General features: G+C 72.2%; 22 protein-coding genes and 2 pseudogenes. 17 read left to right on the top strand and 7 right to left on the bottom strand.

The window, feature by feature from the left end:
- Positions 1-4: 4 nt before the first annotated feature.
- Together ABEA26_RS26435 and ABEA26_RS26440 are read left to right on the top strand one after the other, a co-directional pair.
- Positions 5-730, top strand: coding sequence for a flavodoxin family protein (locus ABEA26_RS26435; protein WP_345595872.1), 726 nt, complete (start codon positions 5-7; stop codon positions 728-730).
- A gap of 34 nt (positions 731-764) precedes the next feature.
- Positions 765-1169 (top strand): annotated as a pseudogene (locus ABEA26_RS26440) (DUF5996 family protein); the annotation flags it as partial.
- Positions 1170-1422: 253 nt separating this feature from the next.
- On the opposite strand, the gene ABEA26_RS26445 reads toward ABEA26_RS26440, so the two are convergent.
- Both ABEA26_RS26445 and ABEA26_RS26450 read right to left on the bottom strand, forming a co-directional pair.
- Positions 1423-2298 carry an undecaprenyl-diphosphate phosphatase gene (locus ABEA26_RS26445; protein WP_345595854.1) on the bottom strand — a complete coding sequence of 292 codons (876 nt, stop codon included), beginning with the start codon at positions 2296-2298 and terminating at the stop codon, positions 1423-1425.
- A gap of 369 nt (positions 2299-2667) precedes the next feature.
- Positions 2668-3456, bottom strand: coding sequence for a TVP38/TMEM64 family protein (locus ABEA26_RS26450; RefSeq protein ID WP_345595855.1), 789 nt, complete (start codon positions 3454-3456; stop codon positions 2668-2670).
- Positions 3457-3493: 37 nt separating this feature from the next.
- Here ABEA26_RS26450 and ABEA26_RS26455 point away from each other — a divergent pair, with 37 nt between their 5' ends.
- From ABEA26_RS26455 to ABEA26_RS26465, 3 genes are all read left to right on the top strand, one after another.
- Positions 3494-4228 (top strand): DNA alkylation repair protein, encoded by a 735-nt coding sequence (locus ABEA26_RS26455; RefSeq protein ID WP_345595856.1) that lies wholly within the window; start codon positions 3494-3496, stop codon positions 4226-4228.
- A 309-nt stretch (positions 4229-4537) separates the two neighbouring features.
- Complete coding sequence (gene tuf, locus ABEA26_RS26460; RefSeq protein WP_345595857.1) at positions 4538-5707, top strand: elongation factor Tu; 1170 nt, start codon at positions 4538-4540, stop codon at positions 5705-5707.
- A 36-nt stretch (positions 5708-5743) separates the two neighbouring features.
- Positions 5744-6589 carry a spermidine synthase gene (locus tag ABEA26_RS26465; RefSeq protein WP_345595858.1) on the top strand — a complete coding sequence of 282 codons (846 nt, stop codon included), beginning with the start codon at positions 5744-5746 and terminating at the stop codon, positions 6587-6589.
- Between the two features lie 30 nt (positions 6590-6619).
- On the opposite strand, the gene ABEA26_RS26470 is transcribed toward ABEA26_RS26465, so the two are convergent.
- Together ABEA26_RS26470 and ABEA26_RS26475 are read right to left on the bottom strand one after the other, a co-directional pair.
- Positions 6620-7678, bottom strand: coding sequence for a DUF8017 domain-containing protein (locus tag ABEA26_RS26470; protein WP_345595859.1), 1059 nt, complete (start codon positions 7676-7678; stop codon positions 6620-6622).
- Positions 7679-7804: 126 nt separating this feature from the next.
- On the bottom strand, positions 7805-8749 hold the full coding sequence (locus ABEA26_RS26475; RefSeq protein WP_345595860.1) for a DUF8017 domain-containing protein: 945 nt from the start codon (positions 8747-8749) through the stop codon (positions 7805-7807).
- A gap of 85 nt (positions 8750-8834) precedes the next feature.
- Between ABEA26_RS26475 and ABEA26_RS26480 the strand changes: the two genes are divergently transcribed.
- Both ABEA26_RS26480 and ABEA26_RS26485 read left to right on the top strand, forming a co-directional pair.
- Entirely contained in the window at positions 8835-9272 is a 438-nt protein-coding gene (locus ABEA26_RS26480) for a DUF4442 domain-containing protein (protein WP_345595873.1), read from the top strand.
- Positions 9273-9392: 120 nt separating this feature from the next.
- The gene (locus ABEA26_RS26485) at positions 9393-10064 is read left to right on the top strand and encodes a DedA family protein (protein ID WP_345595861.1); all 672 of its coding nucleotides are present in this window, start codon (positions 9393-9395) and stop codon (positions 10062-10064) included.
- A 161-nt stretch (positions 10065-10225) separates the two neighbouring features.
- Here the strand turns inward: ABEA26_RS26485 and ABEA26_RS26490 are convergent, their stop codons facing one another.
- On the bottom strand, positions 10226-10762 hold the full coding sequence (locus ABEA26_RS26490; protein ID WP_345595862.1) for a gamma carbonic anhydrase family protein: 537 nt from the start codon (positions 10760-10762) through the stop codon (positions 10226-10228).
- 107 nt (positions 10763-10869) lie between these two features.
- On the opposite strand from ABEA26_RS26490, the gene ABEA26_RS26495 reads away from it, so the two are divergent.
- From ABEA26_RS26495 to ABEA26_RS26515, 5 genes are all read left to right on the top strand, one after another.
- The gene (locus tag ABEA26_RS26495) at positions 10870-11646 is read left to right on the top strand and encodes an acyltransferase (protein ID WP_345595874.1); all 777 of its coding nucleotides are present in this window, start codon (positions 10870-10872) and stop codon (positions 11644-11646) included.
- Positions 11647-11762: 116 nt separating this feature from the next.
- Positions 11763-12320, top strand: coding sequence for a YbaK/EbsC family protein (locus tag ABEA26_RS26500; RefSeq protein ID WP_345595863.1), 558 nt, complete (start codon positions 11763-11765; stop codon positions 12318-12320).
- A 200-nt stretch (positions 12321-12520) separates the two neighbouring features.
- A complete protein-coding gene (locus ABEA26_RS26505) occupies positions 12521-13981 on the top strand; it encodes a hypothetical protein (RefSeq protein ID WP_345595864.1) in 1461 nt (486 codons plus the stop codon).
- A gap of 107 nt (positions 13982-14088) precedes the next feature.
- Complete coding sequence (locus ABEA26_RS26510; RefSeq protein WP_345595865.1) at positions 14089-15366, top strand: AAA family ATPase; 1278 nt, start codon at positions 14089-14091, stop codon at positions 15364-15366.
- Positions 15367-15437: 71 nt separating this feature from the next.
- Positions 15438-16760 (top strand): vWA domain-containing protein, encoded by a 1323-nt coding sequence (locus tag ABEA26_RS26515; RefSeq protein WP_345595875.1) that lies wholly within the window; start codon positions 15438-15440, stop codon positions 16758-16760.
- A gap of 60 nt (positions 16761-16820) precedes the next feature.
- Here the strand turns inward: ABEA26_RS26515 and ABEA26_RS26520 are convergent, their stop codons facing one another.
- Positions 16821-17228, bottom strand: a complete 408-nt coding sequence (locus tag ABEA26_RS26520) for a CoA-binding protein (RefSeq protein ID WP_345595866.1) — start codon at positions 17226-17228, stop codon at positions 16821-16823.
- 186 nt (positions 17229-17414) lie between these two features.
- Here ABEA26_RS26520 and ABEA26_RS26525 point away from each other — a divergent pair, with 186 nt between their 5' ends.
- Both ABEA26_RS26525 and ABEA26_RS26530 read left to right on the top strand, forming a co-directional pair.
- Complete coding sequence (locus tag ABEA26_RS26525; RefSeq protein WP_345595867.1) at positions 17415-18152, top strand: hypothetical protein; 738 nt, start codon at positions 17415-17417, stop codon at positions 18150-18152.
- A gap of 92 nt (positions 18153-18244) precedes the next feature.
- Complete coding sequence (locus tag ABEA26_RS26530) at positions 18245-18871, top strand: YigZ family protein (protein WP_345595868.1); 627 nt, start codon at positions 18245-18247, stop codon at positions 18869-18871.
- 422 nt (positions 18872-19293) lie between these two features.
- Here the strand turns inward: ABEA26_RS26530 and ABEA26_RS26535 are convergent, their stop codons facing one another.
- Positions 19294-20295 carry a helix-turn-helix domain-containing protein gene (locus ABEA26_RS26535; protein ID WP_425587903.1) on the bottom strand — a complete coding sequence of 334 codons (1002 nt, stop codon included), beginning with the start codon at positions 20293-20295 and terminating at the stop codon, positions 19294-19296.
- A gap of 177 nt (positions 20296-20472) precedes the next feature.
- Between ABEA26_RS26535 and ABEA26_RS26540 the strand changes: the two genes are divergently transcribed.
- From ABEA26_RS26540 to ABEA26_RS26550, 3 genes and pseudogenes are all read left to right on the top strand, one after another.
- Positions 20473-21357, top strand: a complete 885-nt coding sequence (locus ABEA26_RS26540) for an NAD(P)-dependent oxidoreductase (RefSeq protein ID WP_345595870.1) — start codon at positions 20473-20475, stop codon at positions 21355-21357.
- The gene (locus ABEA26_RS26545) at positions 21354-21974 is read left to right on the top strand and encodes a maleylpyruvate isomerase N-terminal domain-containing protein (protein ID WP_345595871.1); all 621 of its coding nucleotides are present in this window, start codon (positions 21354-21356) and stop codon (positions 21972-21974) included. Before ABEA26_RS26540 ends, ABEA26_RS26545 begins: the two co-directional genes overlap by 4 nt.
- Positions 21975-22154: 180 nt before the next feature.
- A pseudogene (locus ABEA26_RS26550) lies at positions 22155-22265 on the top strand (IS5/IS1182 family transposase); the annotation flags it as partial.
- Positions 22266-22381 lie beyond the last annotated feature (116 nt).

The raw sequence follows: 22381 nt of genomic DNA on the forward strand, positions 1-22381 counted from the left end.
CTCGATGAACGTACCCGGCCATGCGAAGCCCGATTTCACGGGGCTGAGCGCTATGTACATCAACTGCACCCTGAAGCGCTCTCCTGACCGCAGCCACACTCAAGGCGTGATCGACCGCAGCGTGGCGATCATGCAGGCGAACGGCGTGAGCGTGGACCAGATCCGCGCCGTCGACCACGACATCGCCACCGGCGTCCGCCCGGACATGACCGAGCACGGATGGGACACCGACGAGTGGCCCGCACTGCTCACCCGAATCCTCGCCGCCGACATCCTGGTCATCGGCGGACCGATCTGGCTCGGTGACAACAGCTCGGTGACCCGCCGGGTGATCGAACGGCTCTACGGGTATTCAGGTGTGCTCAATGAGGAGGGGCAGTACGCCTACTACGGACGCGTCGGCGGCTGCCTGATCACGGGCAACGAGGACGGCCTCAAGCACTGTGCGATGAGCATCCTCTACAGCCTGCAGCACATCGGCTTCACGGTACCGCCCCAGGCCGACGCGGGATGGCTGGGCGAGGTCGGTCCCGGACCGTCCTACCTTGACGAGGATTCTGGCGGCCCGGACAACGACTTCGCCAACCGCAACATCTCGTTCATGACGTACAACTTGCTCCACCTCGCGTCGATGATCCGTCACACCGGCGGCATCCCCGCCTACGGCAACCAGCGCTCGGCCTGGGACGCCGGCTGCCGCCCCGACAGCGCCAATCCCGAACACCGCTGAGCCCCTCGAAGCGGTTCCAAGGACGTGGGAAGTGATGACCGCACCAGCCACGAGCAACTGGCCGAGCCTCCGGGTCCCAGACTGGACCGCCACCCGCGACACTCTGCACATGTGGACCCAGATCGTGGGCAAGACCCGAATGGCCCACGCGCCGTTGGTCAACCACTGGTGGCAGGTCGCGCTCTACGTCAGTCCCCGCGGGTTGACGACCTCGGCCGTCCCGTACCTCACCGGGGCCTTCGAGATCGAATTCGACTTTGTCGGCCACCGGCTCGAAGTCCGCAGCAGTGACGGTGGCGTGCGGGGCTTTCCGCTCCGGCCCATGCCGGTCGCCGAGTTCTACGCCCAGATTTTGCACGCGCTCGACGCGCTTGGGATCGAGGCCCCGATCCATCCGCACCCGAACGAGGTGGAGCCGGCGATCCCCTTCGCCGAGGAGGCTCGGATCAGTCCTCTTCCGGAGACCGGGCTGATCAGGTGTGGTCTCCACCCTCTGTACGGAAGGGCCCGCACGGCAAGCTGTGCGGGCCCTTCCGTGCCATCCCCCTGCTTTGCGGACGCACACGTCCTAGTGGGGCGTATCCCGCCTCCCCGGTGGGAGATGAGTGGGGGGCAAGTGGGAGGTGATCATGGCGTGGTGCTGCAATCAGGCGCTGGGAAGTGCGAGATAGCGCTACCTGCGCGGACCGGTTTCAGCCGCCGGATTCGCCCGCGTGCGGGCTCAGCGCACCCATGCTGACCAGCACAATCACCACCATGCCGAGGCCAATGCGGTAGTAGACGAACGGCATGAACGACTTGGTGCTGATGAACTTCATGAACCAGGCGATGACCACGTACCCGGTGGCGAAGGCGATGACCGTCGCGAAGAGCGTCGGCCCCCAGGAGACGTGGTCGTTCTCCATCGCGTCGTTGAGCTCGAACAGGCCGGAGGCGAGCACCGCCGGGATCGCGAGCAGGAACGAGTAACGGGCAGCGGCCTCGCGCCGGTAGCCCATGAACAGGCCGCCGCTGATGGTGGCCCCGGAACGGGAGACGCCGGGAACGAGGGCCGCCGCCTGGCAGAGGCCGTAGATCAGGCCGTCGCGGACGCTGAGGTTCTCCAGTTCCTTGCGCCGCCGGGGCGCGCGGTGCCGGCCGCCCTTCTCGTCCCGCGCGGCCATCCGGTCCGCGACGCCGATGATCACGCCGACGACGATCAGCATGGTCGCGGTGATCCGCAGGTCGCGGAACGGCCCCTCGATCTGGTCCTTCAGCGTCAGGCCGAGCACACCGATCGGGATCGAGCCGATGATCACCAGCCAGCCCATGCGCGCGTCGGGGTCGCCGCGCAGCTCCTTGTTCGCGAGCGACCGCGTCCACGCCGAGATGATCCGCCCGATGTCCTTGCGGAAGTAGATGAGAACGGCGGCCTCGGTGCCGATCTGCGTGATCGCCGTGAAGGCCGCGCCCGGGTCGTGCCAGCCGGAGAACGCCGCGGTCAGACGCAGGTGCGCGCTGGAGGACACGGGGAGGAACTCGGTCAGCCCCTGGACGAGTCCGAGGATGAGGGATTCAAACCAAGACATGAGGTTACGGAGTCCAAGTGCCGAGCGAGAAACGGTCGATGGGCACACCGGACCGCCGTGTGCGGTGATCGGGATCAGGGCGCGCCGAGGGGCAGCGTAGCGTCCTTGGGTGAAATCCAGGTGACATGGCCGGACGGGCCGCCGCGGCGGGGCGCGTCACCGTCCGGCCCGGGACCCGCGGGTGTGCGGTCAGGTCCTCCTCGTGGCGGACGGTGTCGTCACAGGCCGGGCAGGTGGTCGGGCGGCGCGCGGCTGCCCCCTCTCGTCGACGCCCTGCGCACGAGCGCGGCGTCCCGCTTCGGCCTGCGGAGGTGTGCGAGGCGGGCGGGCTCGCCGACGCGATGGCCCTGGAGACGGCGTTACGCGCAGTCAGCGTCCGCGCAACTGGTTCCGCTTGCGCCAGGCCACCACGGCGCCCGCCAGCCCCGGCAGGGCGATGCAGGCCAGCGCGATCAGGAAGGCGGGGGAGGTCGGCGTCGAGGCGCGGGCGCCGGCGACGGCGTAGGCGGCGGTGTTGGGGATCGACCCGAGCGCCGTCGCCAGCAGGAAGGGCAACAGGCCCATGCGGGAGACGGCCGCGCAGTAGTTGGCGGCGGCGAACGGCACCCCGGGGAACAGCCGCGCCGCCAGCATCGAGCGGAAACCGTGCCGGCTGAGCTGCCCGTCCGCGGCCTTCAGCCACCTGCCCCGCAGCAGCGGGCGCAGCGCCTCCTGGCCCAGCGCCCGCCCGAGGCAGAAGGCGATCCCCGCGCCCAGCACCGTCCCCGCGAGGGCCGAGGCGAGTCCCAGCTGCGATCCGAACAGCGCGCCGGCCGCCAGGTTCAGCAGCGGACGCGGTACGAAGGCGACGGTACACAGGCCGTACGCCACCGCGTAGGCGACCGCCGCCGCGGCCCCACCGAGCTGCGGCGGCCAGCCGTCGGTCAGCAACTGCTGCGGCCGGAACAGCAGGACCGCGGTCGCGGCCGAGGCCAGCAGGGCGACGAGCAGCGAGAGCCGGGACCACGGAGAGAGCAGGATTCTCGTCACGCGGGCGGCGAAGCCGGTCGGTTCGACGGGCGCGAGGGGCCCGGCGGTGGTGGCGACGGCAAGCTCTGCTGCTGCGGTCCGGGGAGAGACCGTGGCGGTGCCCCCAGAGCGGGTGGTGGCATCGAACATCCGGTGACACTAACCGACAAACATGTGTGATCGCCGTATGGTGCGTCTCGTGAGCGTCACAGGTGAGGGAATTCCGGGGGTTCCACGCAGCACTGTCGCCGACACGGTACTGGAGCGGCTTCCCGCCGTGTACTCCGCCGCGGCCGATCCCGGGCGGGCCCCGGCCGCGCGGGCATACATGAAGGACGTGGCTCCGTTCCTGGGCCTGACCTCCCCTGTTCGCCGCGCCCTGTCCCGCACCGTCCTGGAGGGGCTGCCCCGCCCGGGCGAGTCGGACTGCGCCGCGGTCGCGCTCCGTTGCTGGCGGTTGCCCGAGCGCGAGTACCACTACTTCGCCGTCGACTACCTGCGCCGTCATGTGACGCGTTGCTCCTCCGGTTTCCTGCCCGTGGTCCGGCATCTGCTCACCACGGTGCCGTGGTGGGACACCGTCGACCTGCTCGCCGCGCACGTCGTCGGAGGGCTCGTCGCGGCCGACCGCGACCTCACGGCCGAGATGGACGCCTGGAGCGCGGACGAGGACCGGTGGCTGGTCCGCGCGGCCCTGCTCCACCAACTGCGCTACAGGGAACGCACCGACACCGAGCGCCTCTTCGGCTACTGCCTGCGCCAGTCGGGCCACGACGACTTCTTCGTCCGCAAGGCCATCGGCTGGTGCCTGCGCGAGTACGCCAAGACCGACCCGGCCGCCGTGCGCGCCTTCGTGGCCGAGCACGGGCGACGTCTCGCGCCGCTGTCCGTACGGGAGGCGCTGCGGAGCATCGGTCCGTAGCGGACCACACCGATCTGCAGTGGACCATGCCGGGAGGAAGGCCAAGGCGCATATCGAACTCCCGTGCCATGAAAAACCATTCGACGTGGGGCAAAGCGTCCGCAAGGATCGACGGCATGTTCCGGTACGCCTTCCATCTCACGGCATCCGCGGTCGCGGATGCCCCGGAGGCTGCCGTCCCCCTCTTCCCGGCCGCCGTCGACGGCGCCCGAAGCTGACTCTCCCCGGATCGTCCGGCGGACCCCGCGGGGGGAGGGTCGGCCAGTCCCCGGGGTCCCCACCACCGCCACGAGGCTTCGAGGTACCGCCATGTCCAAGACGGCGTACGTCCGCACCAAACCGCATCTGAACATCGGCACGATGGGCCATGTCGACCACGGCAAGACCACCCTGACCGCCGCCATCACCAAGGTCCTCGCCGAGCGCGGCACCGGCACGTTCGTGCCGTTCGACCGCATCGACCGCGCCCCCGAGGAGGCGGCGCGCGGCATCACCATCAACATCGCGCACGTCGAGTACGAGACCGACACCCGGCACTACGCGCACGTGGACATGCCGGGCCACGCCGACTACGTCAAGAACATGGTCACCGGCGCCGCCCAGCTCGACGGGGCGATCCTCGTCGTCTCCGCGCTGGACGGGATCATGCCGCAGACCGCCGAACACGTCCTGCTCGCCCGGCAGGTGGGCGTCGACCACATCGTGGTCGCGCTCAACAAGGCCGACGCGGGTGACGGGGAACTGACCGACCTGGTCGAACTGGAGGTGCGGGACCTGCTCACCGCGCACGGCTACGGCGGCGACACCGTGCCCGTCGTACGGGTCTCGGGGTTGAAGACACTGGAGGGCGACCCGCGGTGGACCGCGTCCGTCGAGGCGCTGCTCGACGTCGTGGACACGTACGTGCCCATGCCCGAGCGGTATCTGGACGCGCCGTTCCTGCTGTCCGTGGAGAACGTGCTCACCATCACCGGCCGCGGCACGGTCGTGACCGGCGCGGCCGAGCGCGGCACCGTCCACGTCGGAGACCGGGTCGAGGTGGTCGGGGCGTCCGTCGAGACGGTCGTCACCGGGCTGGAGACCTTCGGCCGGCCGATGGAGGAGGCGCAGGCCGGGGACAACGTGGCCCTGCTGCTGCGCGGTGTCGCCCGCGACGCGGTGCGTCGGGGGCACGTGGTCGCCGCGCCGGGCAGTGTCGTACCCGCGCGGCGCTTCACGGCGCGGGTGTACGTGCTGTCGGCGCGCGAGGGCGGGCGTTCGACGCCGGTCACCACCGGGTACCGGCCGCAGTTCTACATCCGGACCGCGGACGTGGTCGGGGACGTCGACCTCGGCGCGGTGGCGGTGGCGCGACCCGGGGACACGGTCACGATGACGGTCGAGCTGGGACGGGACGTGCCGCTGGAGACCGGCCTGGGGTTCGCCGTCCGCGAGGGCGGGCGGACCGTGGGGGCGGGGACCGTGACCGGAGTCGGGTGAGAGCCGACGCGGACGGGGGCCGGGCACAATGAGGAGGTGAACGAAGCCATACCCGTCAGCCGCGTCACCGACCACGGCACCGCCAAGCTCATGCCCGACGTCGACCGGCGGCGGGCCTGGCTGCTCACCGTCGACGGGGCACCGCAGTCGTACGTCGACCTCGACGAGCCGGCGCACCTGGAGTTCGAGTACACGCGCCGGCTCGGCCATGTCCTGGACACGGTCGCCGAGCCGGGGCGTGCGCTGGACGTACTGCACCTGGGCGGGGGCGCGTTCACCCTGCCCCGGTACCTGGCCGCGACCCGGCCCGGCTCGCGGCAGGACGTCGTGGAGGCCGACCGGGGCCTGCTGAGACTGGTCGCGGAGCACCTGCCGCTTCCGGACGGTGCCGCCGTCACCACGCACGGTTTCGATGCCCGCGCCTGGCTGGAGGCCGCTGCCGCGGACTCGGCCGACGTCCTGGTCGCCGATGTCTTCGGGGGCTCCCGGGTGCCCGCGCATCTGACCTCCGTCGCCTACGCCCGCGAGGCGGCACGGGTGCTGCGCGCCGACGGCGTGTATGTGGCCAACCTGGCCGACGGGGCGCCGTTCCGCTTCCTGCGCGGGCAACTGGCCGGCTTCGCCACGCTCTTCGAGGAGCTGGCGCTGATCGCCGAACCGGGTGTGCTGCGCGGACGCCGCTTCGGCAACGCCGTACTCGTCGCCGCGCACCGGCCGCTCGACACGGCGGCCCTGGCCCGGCGCACCGCCGCCGACGCCTTCCCGGCCAGGGTCGAGTACGGGCCCGCCCTGCGGGACTTCATCGGCGAGGCGCGGCCGGTGCGGGACGAGGACGCCGTGCCGTCGCCCGAGCCTCCCGCCGGGGCGTTCGGCATCGGCTGAGCGGCGCGCGCGGCGCCGCCCGCCGGTTGCCTACGTGTCGGTCGGCGGGTCCTCGGTGAGGCGCACGGTGCTCAGGATCTTCTGGACCGTCGCCTCCGGGACCTCCTCGTCGACGCCCTTGACGCCGTACAGGTTCCACGTGACGAAGTCGCCCGCGCCGTTCTTGAACGCGAAGGTGGTCGCCTTGCCCTCGGTGTCGCACTTCCCCTTCTGGGGGGTGCCCTCCGAGTGCGCCGTGATGAGGCTGCCCTCGATGCCGGACGTGGTGGTGTACGCCTTCGGCTTGCCGAACTTCACGCTCTTCATGTCCGGCTGCGTGTAACCGCCGAAGATCCACCACGGAACCCGCGTCTCGGCCGCCTGGTCGGTGGTCTTGGCTCCGTCCTCACCACGCGTCCCGGCGGTGGCGAGGGCGGTGCTCTCCTTGCGGCCGTCCTTGTTCTCGTCGGTCGTGCACCACTCGGACTTCAGATAGGTCGGGGCTGTGACCGAGGTGCGGCCCATCTTCCCGTCCTTCTCCTCCCACTCGAAACCGACGCTCATGTCGACGGTGTCGATCTCCCAGTCGGCGGGAACATCGAACATGGTGCCGAAGCGCGGGTTGGCGACGACCTTCCAGCCGTCGATGGTCGCCTTCACGCCCTCGCCGCCCCGCGGGTTGTCCTCGTCGCCGGACGCGCTCGGGTCGGTGGACGGGGTCCCGGACTTGTCGGCGGACGCGCTCGCGGACGGCTTCTTGTCCTTGCCGTCGTCCGCCTGGTCGTCCTTGTCACCGCCCAGCACCAGGAACCCGGTGACACCGGCGGCCACCACCACGGCGAGCGCCGCGACGATCGCGACCACCTTCGTCCGGTTGCCGCCACCGCCGCCGCCCGGAGACGGCTGCGCGGTCCCGGCGGGCTGCGGAGCGCCCCACTGAGGCTGCTCGTACGTGCCGGGCTGCTGCTGGTAGCCGGGCTGCTGCTGATAGCCGGGCTGCTGCTGGTAGCCGGGCTGCTGATAGGGATTCGGCTGTTGGTACCCCGGCTGCTGGTACGGATTGTCCTGCGGGTTCTGCTCGCCCCCGGGCGGCTGCTGTCCTGGCCACATGAGCAGTCACCCTAATGCCGTCCAGGACACGATTCGGTCACCAGCCCTTGTCAGGGACGTACCGAAACCCGGAACGCCCGTCCCGGCAGCGGCTCGCGGGCTCCCCGGTGTCCGCGGGCCGGTGTCTCATGAATCCGCAGGCGTGTACTCCCTGACCGTGGTGAGGATCTTTCGGACGGTGGCGTCCGGTACCTCGTCGCCGACGTCCGCGGCGCCGAAGAACGACCAGGACACCAGGTCGCCGTCGGCGGCCTCGAAGGCGAACGTCGTAGCCTTGCCGTCCACGTCGCACTTGCCCTTCTTCGGGACCCCGGACGACCGGGAGGAGGCGACGCTGCCCTCGATGCCGGAGGCGGTGGTGAACGAGGACACCGGTCCCGTCGAGACCCTGTCCCGGTCCGGCTGGGCGAAGCCTCCGTACACCCAGGCCGCCGAGTCGGTCCGGGCGATCTCCCCGGTGCTCCGCGCTCCGTTGTTGCCGCGGGTTCCCGCGTTGGCCAGGGGCGTGTACTCGACCGAGCCGTCCCGGTCGCCGTCGGTCCCGCACCACTTCTCCTTGAGGACGGCCGGCGCCTTCATGGCGACCAGGGGTTTCTCCTCGGGGTCGTCGTCCTCGGCGACGTAGGTGACCCAGTCGGGCGACTGCCGCTTCCAGGAGGCCGGTACGTCGAAGGCGATGCCGTGGTCGGCGTTGGTCACGACGGTCCAGCCATCGACGGTCGGCTGCCGGCCGTCGTCCCCGTTCCGCGGGTTGTCGGCGGCCGACGCGGGCGTCGAGGGGGCGGGTTCGGCCCGGTCGTCCTCACCGCCGCCCAGCAGGACGGCCCCGGTCACGGCGGCGGCCACCGCGACGACCGCGGCGGCGATCGCGACCGCCTTGGTACGGCCGCCCGGTCCCTGCCCGGGAGGCGGGGCGGCCGTGACCGTGGGGGCGTTCCACGGGGCGGGCTGCTGCCGCCCGGCGTCCGGCTGGTGCTGCTGGTAGCCAGGCTGCCGGTACGGATTGGGCTGTGGCGGGCCGGGCTGCCGTGGGTCCGGTCCGCCGGTGGGTGACTGCTCTCCTGGCCACATGGGCGGCAAGCATACGGCGATCATCGCGGATGCCTGGCCCTTGGATGCTACTCGTGAGTAACCTGCTTCCATGAGCGCAGATCAGTTGTCGATCGGCGAGTTGCTCGCCGCCACGGTGCCGATGGTCCGGACCCTGAACCTCGAGTACCTGGAGACCACTCCGGAGAAGGCCGTACTGGCCCTTCCGGACCAGAGCGAGTACCGCAACCACGTCGGCGGTCCGCACGCCGGAGCCATGTTCACGCTGGGCGAGTCGGCGAGCGGAGCGATCGTGCTGGCCGCGTTCGGTGACCAGCTCTCCCGGGCGGTGCCACTGCCGGTCACCGCGGAGATCGCCTTCAAGAAGATCGCGCTCGGCCCCGTCACGGCCACCGCGACACTCGGCCGCCCCGTCGCCGAGGTGGTCGCGGAACTGGACGCGGGCAACCGCCCCGAGTTCCCGGTGGCCGTCGCCATCCGGCGCGAGGACGGTGCGGTCACCGGTGAGATGTCCGTCATATGGACCCTGCGTCCCAACGGTTGACGCCGGGCGACCCGGTAGGCTTCCCGGGTGCGCCTCGTCGAGGCGCACCCGGGAAGCGGACAGGACAGGCACTGGGCCCACCCGGAACGCAGCGAAGACGCGAATGCGGAGGGTCAGGCCTTGCACGTCCAGGAGTGGCTCGACACGGTGCCCGCGGCGGCCGTCTACGCCGTCGTCGGCCTGGTCATCGGTCTGGAGAGCCTGGGCATCCCGTTGCCGGGCGAGATCATCCTGGTCTCGGCGGCCCTGCTCTCCTCCCAGCACGGCGGCATCGACCCGCTGGTTCTGGGCGCCTGTGCGAGCGCGGGCGCGGTGATCGGCGACTCCATCGGGTACGCCGTCGGCCGAAAGGGCGGCCGGCCACTGCTGGCGTGGCTGGGCGGGAAGTTCCCCGGACACTTCGGCGAGGGGCACATCGCCACCGCCGAGCGCTCCTTCCAGAAGTGGGGCATGTGGGCCGTGTTCTTCGGCCGCTTCGTCGCCCTGCTCCGCATCTTCGCCGGTCCGCTGGCCGGCGTGCTGCGGATGCCGTACTGGAAGTTCCTGATCGCCAACGTCCTCGGCGGCATCGTCTGGGCGGGCGGTACCACCGCCGTCATCTACTACGTCGGCGTCGTCGCCGAGTCCTGGCTGAAGCGCTTCTCGTGGCTGGGCCTGGTGGTGGCGGTCGCCATCGGTATCGCGTCGATGCTGATCGTCAAGCGCAAGGCAGGCAAGGCAGGCAAGGCAGGTACGGCAGGTACGGCAGGCGAGGCCCGGGCGGCAGCGCAGCCGGTGACCGCCGGGGAGTGAGGCGCCCCGTGAGGGGCGCGGGGCCGGGACCCCTCGCGGCTCGCGCCGACGCGCGAGCGCCCCACACGAGCGCCCCACACGAGCGCCCCACACGCGCCCCCGCGGACGGCGATCACGGGCGATCCGCGGACGGCGACCACGGGCGATCCGTGGACGGCCTCCTACAGAACCTCCCCCAACGCACCCCGGTGCTCCGTCGCCAGCGCCGCGTACATCGTCCCGTTCAGCGTGACCCCCTGACGCTCCTCCTCCGTCAGCTCCCGCTTCACCTTCGCCGGTACGCCCGCGACCAGCGAGCCCGGCGGCACCCGCATCCCCTGCGGGACCAGCGCCTGGGCCGCGACCAGGGAGCCGGCGCCGATCACCGCGCCGTTGAGGACCGTGGCGCCCATGCCGATCAGGCAGTCGTCCTCGACGGTCGCGCCGTGCACCACGGCGTTGTGCCCGATGGAGACGCGCTCGCCGACGGTGACGGGGAAGCCCGGGTCGGCGTGGAGCGTGCAGTTGTCCTGGACGTTGCTGCTCGCGCCGACGGAGATCCGCTCGACGTCGCCGCGCAGCACCGCGCCGTACCAGACGCTCGCCCCCGCGTGCAGTGTCACGTCCCCGATGACCGAGGACGTCGGCGCCACGAAGGCCTCCGCATCCACCTTCGGGTTCCTGTCGCCGATGCCCGTGATCAGCGCCTTCTGCGTCATCTTCGCCTCCTGCTCGGGTGATCTACGGCACCGTACGCCACCCGGTGGGGTGAAGATCACAGACCTCCGCAGTCATGGCCGTAGCGCACGCCGACTACCGTGAGCGGGTGCCGAAGCGCAAGAACACGTACCCGTCCTGGCGGAGCCGCCTCGCGCAGCGGGCCGTCCACGCGGGCTGGGCCTGGGTGCAGCGCACCGGCTCCGTCACCGCCGCACACCCCGGACGCTTCCGCTTCGGCGCGCTGGGCACGGGCACCCGGCTCGCCTTCCCGCTCGGCACCGTCTTCGGGGAGCCCTGGATCCATGTCGGCGCCCACTGCATCATCGGTGAGCAGGTCACCCTGACCGCCGGACTCATGCCCGACCTCGACCTCGGCCCCGAGCCCATCCTGCGCATCGGCGACGGAGTCGTCCTGGGCCGCGGCAGCCACGTCATCGCGGACACCACGGTCACCATCGGCAGCGACTGCTACTTCGGACCGTACGTCTACGTCACCTCCACCAACCACTCCTACGACGACCCGCACCAGCCCATCGGCAAGCAGTGGCCCCGGATGGACCCGGTGGAGATCGGCTCCGGCTGCTGGATCGGCACCGGCGCGGTGATCCTGCCCGGCGCGCGGATCGGACGGAACGTGGTGGTCGCCGCCGGTGCCGTGGTCCGGGGCGCGGTCCCCGACCACGCCGTGGTGGCGGGCGCGCCCGCCCGCGTCGTACGGCGCTGGACACCCGACGAGGGTTGGCAGCCGCCGCTGCGGACCCCGGCTCCGGTCCCGGTACCCGAAGGGGTCACGCCCGGACAACTGCGTGCGCTGTCGAAGCTGGACGACGAGGCGGGAGCGGCGTCGGCGGGCAGGCTCGCGGAGCCGGCCGCCGAGAGCTGAGCGTCCGGGTACCCCGGCCCGTCGCCGGGAGCAGCGAGCCCATCGGAGAGGCCTGCCCGCTGCCCGCGCACCGTGCGGCCGTTCACCGCGCCGCCCGCTGTTGCTAGCGTGCCGCCATGCACGCACCCATCGGGAACTTCGACAGCGCCACGCCCGCCCCGGAGAGCCTCGACGAGCTGACCCGCCCGGTCGCCGACGCCGTACGCCACTGGAGCGGGAGCGTCCCCGCCGACCAGATCGTCTACGTCGACACCGAACCGGAGTGGGCCGACACCGCCACCTTCGTCGAGCACTACGGCCGTGAGCTGCTCGAACAGTCCGCCAACTGCGTCGTGGTCACCGGCAAACGGGGCGGCGGCACGACCCTGGCCGCCTGCGTGGTGCTCTCCACCACCCGGGTCGACGTCAACGGTGTCGTACGCCGTCACCTGGGCGCCCGCAAGGCCTCCTTCGCGTCCATGGACACGGCGACCGGTGAGACCGGCATGGAGTACGGCGGCATCACTCCGGTCGGCCTGCCCGCCGACTGGCCCGTGCTGGTGGACTCGGCCGTCATCGACCTGCCGTACGTCCTCGTCGGCAGCGGACGCCGGCGCGGCAAGCTGCTGGTGCCGGGCAAGGCCTTCGCGGAACTGCCCGGGGCCGTGGTCCTGGACGGGCTGGGCGTCGCCTGACCTTCCACGCGGCGGGATCCCTCGGCCGGAGGACCACCACACCCGCTCGAGCGGGGTTTCGGCGGTGAGCGGGAACGGTCCGCGCGGCGCCGTGTGGGGAAAACCCCTGGCAGCCCGAGGACCGGCGCCGCTATGCTCCTCGCGATGACTACTCCTTCTGTCGGCAGAATGGGGGACCCGTCCGCGCAAGGTGAGTGCTGATGCTCACTCACACCGCGAATGGGGACTCCCGCCTTTCCCTCTGGCGGCGCGTGCGCGAGTTCGCCGTGCCGCCTTCCATGATCGAGACCGCGACAGTTCGCCGCCACGCCGGGGACTGGGCCGGGGCGTGTGCCGCCGCGGGTATCGACGTCGACCTCAACCTGCGTTCCGCGGCGCGCGTGTACGGCCTCGACCTCGCGACACGCGTCCGGGCCGACCTGCGCCACCTCGCTCCCGACCTGCTGCGCTGGCACATGCCGAGAATCGCTCCGGACGGGCTGCTGCGTCCGGGTCTCACGCTCACTCTGGCGCGGTACGACATCGCGGGACGTGACGGCGCGCGTCCGGTGCACCTCGTGGTCCGGACCCCGCCCGCCTGGGCGGACGGCGGCCAGCGGATCAGCCTGGCCCTGTGGGACGGTTCCGGCCCGGAGACCGGCACCCCCCGGCATCCGCACCCCCGGCCCAGCCGGCGGTTCCGCCTCGACCTGCACCGTCACCTGTGGGACGCGCGCCGAACCGGTGAGCTGCGCGTCCGGGCGGGGACCGGCCCGCCACCCGCCGACGACCCACCCGGTCTTCCGGGCCACCCCGGCCTGCCGGGGGCGGAGCCGCTGGGGCGTCACTGTGCCGTCGACCGGTGGGCGGCCGAGGCGGGGATCCTGCTCCGCGCCGAGGCGTGGACAGCGACTGGCACCGGCACCGGTACGGGCGACGGCACCGGTACCGACATCGGCACCGTCGCAGTGCGGCTCGGGGCCGGGCGGCGGCTGGCCGTGGAACTGGTCGCGGACAGGAACGGCGCCGGTCCGCCCACGCTGCGGATCGAACCGGCACACACGGGCGGCTCCGCGTCCGCGCTGCCGGTGCTGCCCGACGCGGCGACCTGGGTACCACCCGACCTGGAACTGGTCCGCGCCGGCGCCCTCGAGGCCGGTCGGCTGCATCCGCTGGTCGCCTCCGCGCTGGTGCCGGACCATGTGCCGACCGCCCCGCCCCGGACTCCGTACCCGGATTCGGCGCGACAGTCCCGTCTCGTGGACTGCCGGGGAGCCCGGCACCGGATCGGCCTCGTCGACGGAGTACTGGCGCCGCTGGACCACGACCCGGCCGAAGTCCGCCGGGAAGAGCTGCTGGCCGCGCTGACCGGCACGCCGCTGCCCTGCTTCCAGGTCATCGACGAGGCGCACCGACGTCCGGAGTGCCTCCCCGACATCCGAGAGCGCCTCAACCACGGCGACACCGTCGGCGCCCTCGCCGTGGTCGAAGACCTGCTGGGCGCCGACGCCTGCCTGCGCGACGGCGCCCTGCGGGACGAACTGGAGGCCGCCGTGCAGCGGCGGATCACCTACGGGATGTTCCGGGCAGGCCTCGAAGGACCCGGTCCCAAACGCATCTGTCCGGGCCCTTACCGTCCCCGCGTCACTCGCTCCCGCCCGCGCCACGCGACCCGCGACTGACCGAGGGCGTCCCGCCCCCCGCCGGGTCCCGTCCAGTGCCCCTTCCTGCCCACCACGAGCTCCACAGGTGATGACTTATGACGACTTGTACTCCCGTAAGCTCCGTAATGTCCGTAACCTCCGTGTCCACCGTCGGCCCCGGCTCCTCCTCAGACCTCTCCGAGCCCTCCCAGCTCGACGTCGCCGGTGAACTGCTGACCCTGCTGCGCGAGACGACCACCGAACCGCGGCCCGACGACCAACTGGAGGCTCTCACCCTGGCCGTGGCCGCGGACCTCCCCGTACTGCTGTGGGGTGAGCCGGGGATCGGCAAGACCGCTGCCCTGACCCAGCTCGCCACCGCCCTGGATCTTCCGTTGACCACCGTGATCGCCAGCGTCCACGAGCCGTCCGACTTCTCCGGGCTGCCGGTCGTCGGGGACGATCCCGCGGAACAGGGCGTCCCGATGGCCCCGCCGGACTGGGCGGTACGCCTGGTCCGGGCCGGCCGGGGGCTGCTGTTCCTGGACGAGCTGTCCACCGCGCCGCCGGCCGTACAGGCCGCCCTGCTCCGCCTCGTCCTCGAACGGCGGATCGGTGCCCTCCGACTGCCGCCCGGGGTCAGGATCGTGGCTGCCGCCAATCCGCGCTCCTCGGCGGCCGACGGCTGGGAGCTGAGCCCGCCGCTGGCCAACCGGTTCGTCCACCTCCAGTGGACCCACGACCACGACGTCGTCGTACGGGGGCTCGGCGGAACCTGGCCCCGGGCGACGCTGCCGCGACTCGACCCGGACGGGCTCGCGGAAGCCGTGGGCCGTGCCCGCCGCGCGGTGTGCGAGTTCCTCACCGCCCGCCCCGGGCTCGTGCACCGCCTGCCCAGCGGGGAAACGCGCCGGGGTGGTGCCTGGCCGTCGCCCCGGAGCTGGGAGATGACGCTCAACCTGATCGCCTTCGCGACCGCCGCCGGTTCCTCCGGGGAAGTGCTCTCCCTGCTGGTACGGGGCACCGTGGGAGACGGTCCCGGGCTGGAACTGATGGCGAGCCTGGACCGGATGGACCTCCCGGACCCCGAGACGCTGCTCGCCGACCCGTCCGGTGCCGTGCTGCCCGAACGCGGGGACCTGCGCCAGGCCGCGCTCGACGGCGTCGTGGCCGCCGTGCGCAGACGTCCGGAGAAGCCCCGGTGGGACGCGGCGTGGGCGCTGCTGGCCCGCGCGATGGAGACCGGCGCCCCGGACGTCGTGGTCGTCCCCGCCACCACACTCGCCGGTCTGCGGCAACAGGACTGGGACATCCCGGCGTCGATCGAGCGGCTCGCCGGAGCCATGGCCCTGTCCCGGCGCGCGGACCGCGCGGCCGACCGGGCGACGGCGCGGAACGCGGGCGCCGCGAAGGCGGGACGATGAGCACAGGAACGACGATGAGCACGGGAACGACGAGTGAGGGCACGTCGAGTACGGCGATGCCGAGTACGGCGATGCCGAGTACGGCGACGTCGAGTACGGCCACGCAAGGAACGGTGAGTCCAGCCACGTCGACGACCACGCCCGTCCCGGTCGTCTGCGACCTCGACAAGCTCTTCGCCGCCCGGCTGCACGCCGCCCGGGCCCGGCCCTACCTGGCGACGGCGCTGTTCGCCCTGCACGTCGTCCCGTCGCGGGCGGTGCCGACGATGGCCGTCGACCGGTACTGGCGGTGCTACGTCTCGCCGGTCTTCGTGGACCGCACGCCGGTTGAGGAACTGGCCGGGGTCTGGGTGCACGAGGTGTCGCACCTGCTGCGCGACCATCACGGACGCGGTGACCGGGTCGCGCGGGAGCGCGGGCTGGCCGGCCCGGCCGAACGGCTGCGGATGAACATCGCCGCGGACTGCGAGATCAACGACGACGTGTTCGGGGACGGGCTGGCCCGCCCCGAGGGGGCGGTCGAGCCGGGACTCCTGGCACTGCCCGAGGGGCAGCTCATGGAGGACTACCTGCGCCAGTTCCGGCTCGGGCGGCTCACCGAGAGCCTGGCCTGGCTGGACTGCGGCAGCGGCGCCGACGGACTCGAACGGGAGTGGGACCTCGGGCCGGACGGCGCGGACGGGCTCAGCGAACAGCAGCAGGACGCGGTGCGTTTCCGAGTCGCGCAGGGCATCAACGCCCGCCCGGGAAACACGCCCAAGGGATGGAAACGGTGGGCGGAACAGGCCTTTCATCCGCCGCAGCCGTGGCGGGACCTGCTCGGAGCGGCCGTCCGCTCGGCGGCCTGCGGAGGCGGCGCGGGAGAGGACTACACCTACGGCCGGCCGTCGAGGCGCTCGGCCGGGATGCCCCGCGTCGTGCTGCCGAGCCTTCGGCGCAGACCGCCCCGGGTCGCCGTGGTCATCGACACCTCCGGGTCGGTCAGCGACGCTGAACTCGGCAGCGCGCTGCTCGAGGTCGCCGCGATCACGCGTGCCGTCGGGGGGCGCCGCGACCTGGTGACGGTGGTGCCGTGCGACGCGTCGGCCCGGCTCGCGCACTCCCTGTGCCGTGCCGAGGGGATCCCCCTGGTGGGCGGGGGCGGTACGGACCTGCGCTCGGGCTTCGACAAGGCGCTGCGCGCACGTCCCGCGCCCGACGCAGTCGTGGTCCTGACCGACGGACAGACACCCTGGCCGGCCGTACGACCCGCGTGCCGGACGGTGGTCGGACTGTTCCCCCGGCAGCGGGCGCGCTCTTCGTGGGACGAGGACAACCCCGAGTACACACCGGACTCACCGCCCGACTGGGCCCGCGTGGTGGTCATCGGGACGGACCCGGCCGGCGTCCGGTGAGGGGCCGTCACTTCCCCGCGGGCCCCGGGCCCCTGCGGCCAGGCCTTCCGGGGAGAGCGATCAGCCGAGCCGGGGGATCTCGATCGCGGGGCAGCGGTCCATCACCATCTCCAGGCCCCTGGCCCGCGTCCGCTCGCACGCGGCCTCGTCGATCACGCCGAGCTGGAACCAGACGGCCCGGGCGCCCTTGGCGACCGCCTCGTCGGCGACCGGCCCGGCCAGCTCGCTGTTGACGAAGACGTCGACGACGTCCACGTCGAAGGGAACGTCCGAGAGGGAGGCGTACCCCCGCTCCCCGTGCACCGTCTCCGCCTTGGGATGCACGGGCACGACGCGCTTGCCGAAGCGCTGCAGCACCTCGGCGACGCCGTACGCCGCGCGCTGCCGGTTGGACGACAGGCCCACCACGGCCCAGGTGTCGCCGAGCTCGGTGAGGATCTTCCGGACGGTTGCCTCGTCGCCGTACACCGGCGGCCTCCTGGGACTAGGACTGTGGACGACTCGCGTACCGATCTTCTCGCGTCGTCTGCCACCTTCTCGTGTTCTTCCGCAGCGACAACGGACGGCGGCCCGCCGGGATTCCCGCACGGTGGGGACGAGGGCGGTGAGCGCGCCCCCTGTGCGCCACCGCCCCGCCCCGCCTACGCTCACCCCGTGCTGCGCATCATCGACGCCCGGACCCAGAAGCCCACCTCCGCCGCCCCCGCCCGGCGGGCTCCCACCCGTGTCGTGGCGCACGCGCCGGGCCGCGACACGACCGGGCTGCGCGTGCTGCTCGTCGCCGACCTCCTGGTCCGTGCCCTGGAACTGGACGGCACGCCCGCGTGGGCGCTGCTGACCGGCGCGGAGGACGGGACGCGGCTGCGCGCGGACGCCGCGGCCCTCGGCGTCCGGCCTTTCGAGGACGGCGGCGCCGCCGGCTCCGTACCGGGCACCGGCCAGGCCGTGTACGTCGTGCGCCAGGGCGGGGCCGCGCCGGACGGAGCAACGGTCGCCGTGGCCCCGGTGGACGCGGCCGGACAGGACATCGAGGGTTTCGACGACGACCCCGCCGCCCCCGACGCCGTGCGTCTCGCGCTGCTGGAGCGGCACCACCACGCGCGCGTGGAGCTCGACGCGAGCGCGCTGGGCGACGCCCGGGACACGCTCACGCGCTGGCGTCGCGCGGTCGCCGCCTGGGCGCGGCAGCCGTCACGCCCCGTCCCGGGCGAGGTGCGGGACCAACTGCGGGCGGCCTGGGAGGACGACCTGGACGCCCCCGGGGTGCTGAGCGTCCTGCGCCGGGTGGAGACCGATCCGGACCTCCCCGACGGAGCCCGGTTCGAGATCTACGCCTACGCCGACCGGTTCCTCGGCCTGCACCTCGCCCGGGACATCGGAGCCCCGGCGTGATCGCGCGCCCGGGGCCCGGTCCGCCGCGCCGCCCGGCTGACCGCGACGACCGCGCCGAGGGGCGGATCGCGGTGAGCGCATAGGCTGACCGGATGCAGGACGAGTACCGCACCGTCGCCCGCGCGGGTGTGCACGAGACCGAGATCAACCGCTCACGCTTCCTGTGCGCCCTCGCCCCGGCCGCCACCGAGCAGGAGGCCCAGGAGTTCGTCGCGGCCGTACGCAAGGAGCACGCCACCGCCACCCACAACTGCTGGGCGTACGTCATCGGAGCCGACGCCGCCGTCCAGAAGGCCAGCGACGACGGCGAGCCCGGCGGCACCGCCGGCGTCCCCATGCTCCAAATGCTGCTGCGCCGGGACATGCGGTACGTCGTCGCCGTCGTCACCCGCTACTACGGTGGCGTCAAGCTCGGCGCGGGCGGACTCATCCGCGCCTACGGCGGCGCGGTCGGCGAGGCCCTGGACGATCTCGGCACGCTCACCCGCCGCCGGTTCCGCCTGGCCACGGTGACCGTCGACCACCAGCGGGCCGGCAGGCTCCAGAACGACCTGCGCACGGCGGGACGCGAGGTGCGCGACGTGCGGTACGCCGAGGCCGTCACCATCGAGATCGGCCTTCCCGAGGCCGACGTGGACGCCTTCCGGTCCTGGCTCGCGGACGTCACCGCGGGGTCGGCCGGGTTCGAACCGGGCGGCGAGGCGTACGGGGACGCCTGATGGCACAGGCACAGGCCCAGGCACGGACAGAAGCAACGAACAGCGGCTTGTGACTGGAGCGTAACGGCCGCCTGTGAAGCCCGTGCCGGGTGTGTGCTGGATCCTGTGGAGGCTACGCCTCGTGGGTCTCGGAGCGAGGTCCGGCATTCCGAGCGTGTGGCTGCGCGGGGAACACCGGTGCCGCCTTCTCGTCCTGGGAGGCGATGCGTGAGCGGTGCGCGCGCATGGACCGGTATGCCGTCAGGCGAGCCGTGGTGCGTGACGCGGCTCCACCGTCGACGCCGGCTTCGGCGGCCATCCCGGTGGCCTCCGGTGACAACCTGGTCGGCCGCCCGCCCGTGACCGCCGGGCGCGACGGTCCCGCCTCCCGTCCGGTCCGCCGGGAGGCCATCAGGTGAACGGCTGTGCTCGGAAACCTGTGTCTAATCCCCGCCCGGGTGTCCACCGCCCGCGGCGGGGAACGTCCGCCGGTAGTGCGTCGGTGAGATGCCGACCTGCTTGAGGAAGTGGTAACGCAGGTTGTTGGCCGTGCCCAGTCCGCTGTGTTCGGCGACCTTCTCCAGGGGCAGCGTGGTGGACTCCAACAGGCCCTGCGCCTGGCCGATGCGCTGGTTGAGCAGCCACTGCAGCGGCGTCACCCCGGTCGCCTCGCGCAACCGCCGGTAGAAGGTGCGCGGGCTCAGTGCGGCACGCCGCGCCAGATCCTCCACGGTCAGTGGCCGGTGCAGGTTCTCCAGGGCCCAGACCAGTACGGGCCCCAGTCCACGGGCGTCCGTCGCGGGCACGGAGTGGTCGATGAACTGCGCCTGCCCGCCCGGCCGGTGCGCGGGAACCACCATCCGGCGGGCCAGTTGGTTGGCGACATGCGCGCCCAGGTCCCGGCGGACCAGGTGCAGGCACAGATCGAGTCCGGCGGTCAGTCCGGCGCTGGTGAGCACATCGCCGTCGTCCACGTACAGCACCGAATCGTCCACCCGTACCTTCGGGTGACGCTCCGCCAGCTGCGCGGTGTGCATCCAGTGAGCGGTGGCGCGCCGCCCGTCCAGCAGCCCCGCCGCGGCGAGCGCGAAGGCACCGGTACACAGCGAGACCATGCGGGAGCCCCCGTCGTAGGCCAGCCGCAGAGCGTCGACCAACTCCTCGGGTACGGGCGCGCCGTCCTCGACACAGGCGTCGGGCACCGACGTCACGATGACGGTGTCCGCGCCCGCCAGGTCCGCCAGCCCGTAGCGACTTCGCAGCTGGAGCCCGAACTCGGCCCGCTCGCCACCCTGCCGGCCTTCCATCGATGTGCCGCCCCCGCACATCCGCAGGTCGTACCAAGGATCGGCCAGATCGGGCTGCGGCTTGCCGAAGACCGTGCACGGGATGCTCACCTCGTACAGGTCCCACGAAGGGAACCCGATGTCCTCGGGCACGACCAGGGCCACGGAACCAGCACTCATGCCCGCAGCGTACGTCGCGGATCTGGCGGGAATTTGGTGAAGGCGGTCACTCCTGTCACTGTTCCGGCCCGCCACCCGCTGCGAACGTGGTGCCTACGTGATCAATCACCGCCAGGCAGAACAAACAGGCGGATCAGTCCTACAGGGAGAAACCGCATGAACCGCGTACGCGAGGCAGTGACCGTCATCGGACTGGGCTCGATGGGCTCGGCACTGGCCGCCGCGCTCCTGGACCAGGGCCACCCCACCACCGTCTGGAACCGCACCCCGGGCAGAGCCGACGCGCTCCTCGCCAAGGGTGCCACGCTCGCGGCCGACCCGGCCCAGGCGGTCGCGGCGAGCGGGCTGACCATCATCTGCGTTCTGGACTACGACGCCATGTACGGCATCCTCGGCCCGGCGGCAGCCGTTCTCGAGGGCAAGACCCTGGTCAACCTCACCTCGGGCTCCCCGGAGCAGGCCCACGAGGCCACCGCGTGGGCCGAACGGCACGGCGCCGCCTACCTCGACGGTGCGATCATGACCACCCCGCCCGGCGTCGGCAGTCCCGGGACGATGTTCCTCTACAGCGGGGAGGCCGCCCTGCTGGAGGCCCACCGCCCGGCCCTCGCCGCCCTCGGCGACCCCCTTCACCTGGGCACCGACCCGGGCCTGGCCTCGCTGCACGATGTCGCCCTGCTCGGCCTGATGTGGTCGACCTTCACCGGGTGGCTGCACGGCACCTCCGTGGTCACGGCACAGGGAACGGACGCCACGGCGTTCACCCGCGTCGCACTCCGCTGGCTCACCACCGTGGCCGGCTTCATGACCACCTACGCGCCCCAGGTGGACGCCGGGCGCTACCCGGGCGACGACGCCACCATCGACGTACAGATCGCGGCCATCGACCACCTCATCCACGCCGCCGCGGCCCGCGGGGTCGACAACGCCCTGCCGGAGCTCCTCAAGGCCACCATGCTGCGCGCTCGCACGGCGGGCCACGGATCCGACAGCTACGCGAGCGTTGTCGAGGTTCTGAAGAAGCCGGAGAGCGCGAAGTGACCGCCGGAGCAATCGAGTCGAAGCGCCCTGCCGCGGTACAACCCCCGTGGGACGACCTGCTCGCCGCCACGGAACAGAAGTGTCTGTCCGCGCTGGAGGGGGCGGCGGAGCGGGACTGGACCGTCCCGGCGGGGGACTTGGGGTGGAGTTGCCGCGCGACGCTCGATCACCTCGCACTCGGCCTGGTCGGCTACGCCGGCCTGCTCATCGCCCGGCCCACCGACCGCTACATCACCCTGTTCGCCTCGCTCGATGCGCGAGCTCCCGTGGCCTCCTGTCTGGAGGGCCTGCACATCGCCACGGTCCTGCTGCGCTCGGCGGTCCGCGAGGCCCCCGCTTCAGTGCGGGCCTGGCACCCCTGGGGCCACTCCGACGGACCTGGCTTCGCCGCCATGGGCCTCGCCGAACTCACGCTCCACACCTTCGACATCGGCCGCGGCCTGGGCTTGAAGCTGCCTCCGCCGGACGAGGTGAGCGCGGTGATCGTGGACCGCCTCTTCCCCGACGCCCCCGTCGGCCATGCCCCGTCGGACACCCTGCTGTGGTGCACGGGCCGCACCGGGCTGCCGGGCCTGCCCCACCGTACGGACTGGCAGTGGGACGGCACCGTCCGCTGAGCACCAGGGATCGTCTTCCACGGTGATCGGGTAATGACTGAGCGTGCCCCCCCGTGGTGCGCCGTCATGAGCTCTCGGGTGCCGAGCGGGAGGGAGTGTCGCGGTTGCCGCCGAGTTCGGGTCGTGCGGGGCGTCCCTCCGCACGACCCGCACGACCCGCGAACACGGCACCGGGGAATGGCTGCCCTCAGGCCCTGGCGGCTGCTCCGCAAGCTCCGGTGCTCGACCACCCGGTTCACCCGTCTCGTCCAGGCTGCCCTCGCCCCGCATCCGGCCGGCTCGGACCGGTGAGGGAAAAGTCTCAGTGGTGAATCAGGTACCGGCAGGCGTTAGCGTGGTGGGTGCCGGCCCGGGTTTCCCGTGCCGACTTGTGCTGGTTTTGAGGTGTTACCGAGAGAAATATGCAG

Source organism: Streptomyces marokkonensis, from assembly GCF_039539045.1.
In the GTDB taxonomy this organism is placed as follows: domain Bacteria; phylum Actinomycetota; class Actinomycetes; order Streptomycetales; family Streptomycetaceae; genus Streptomyces; species Streptomyces marokkonensis.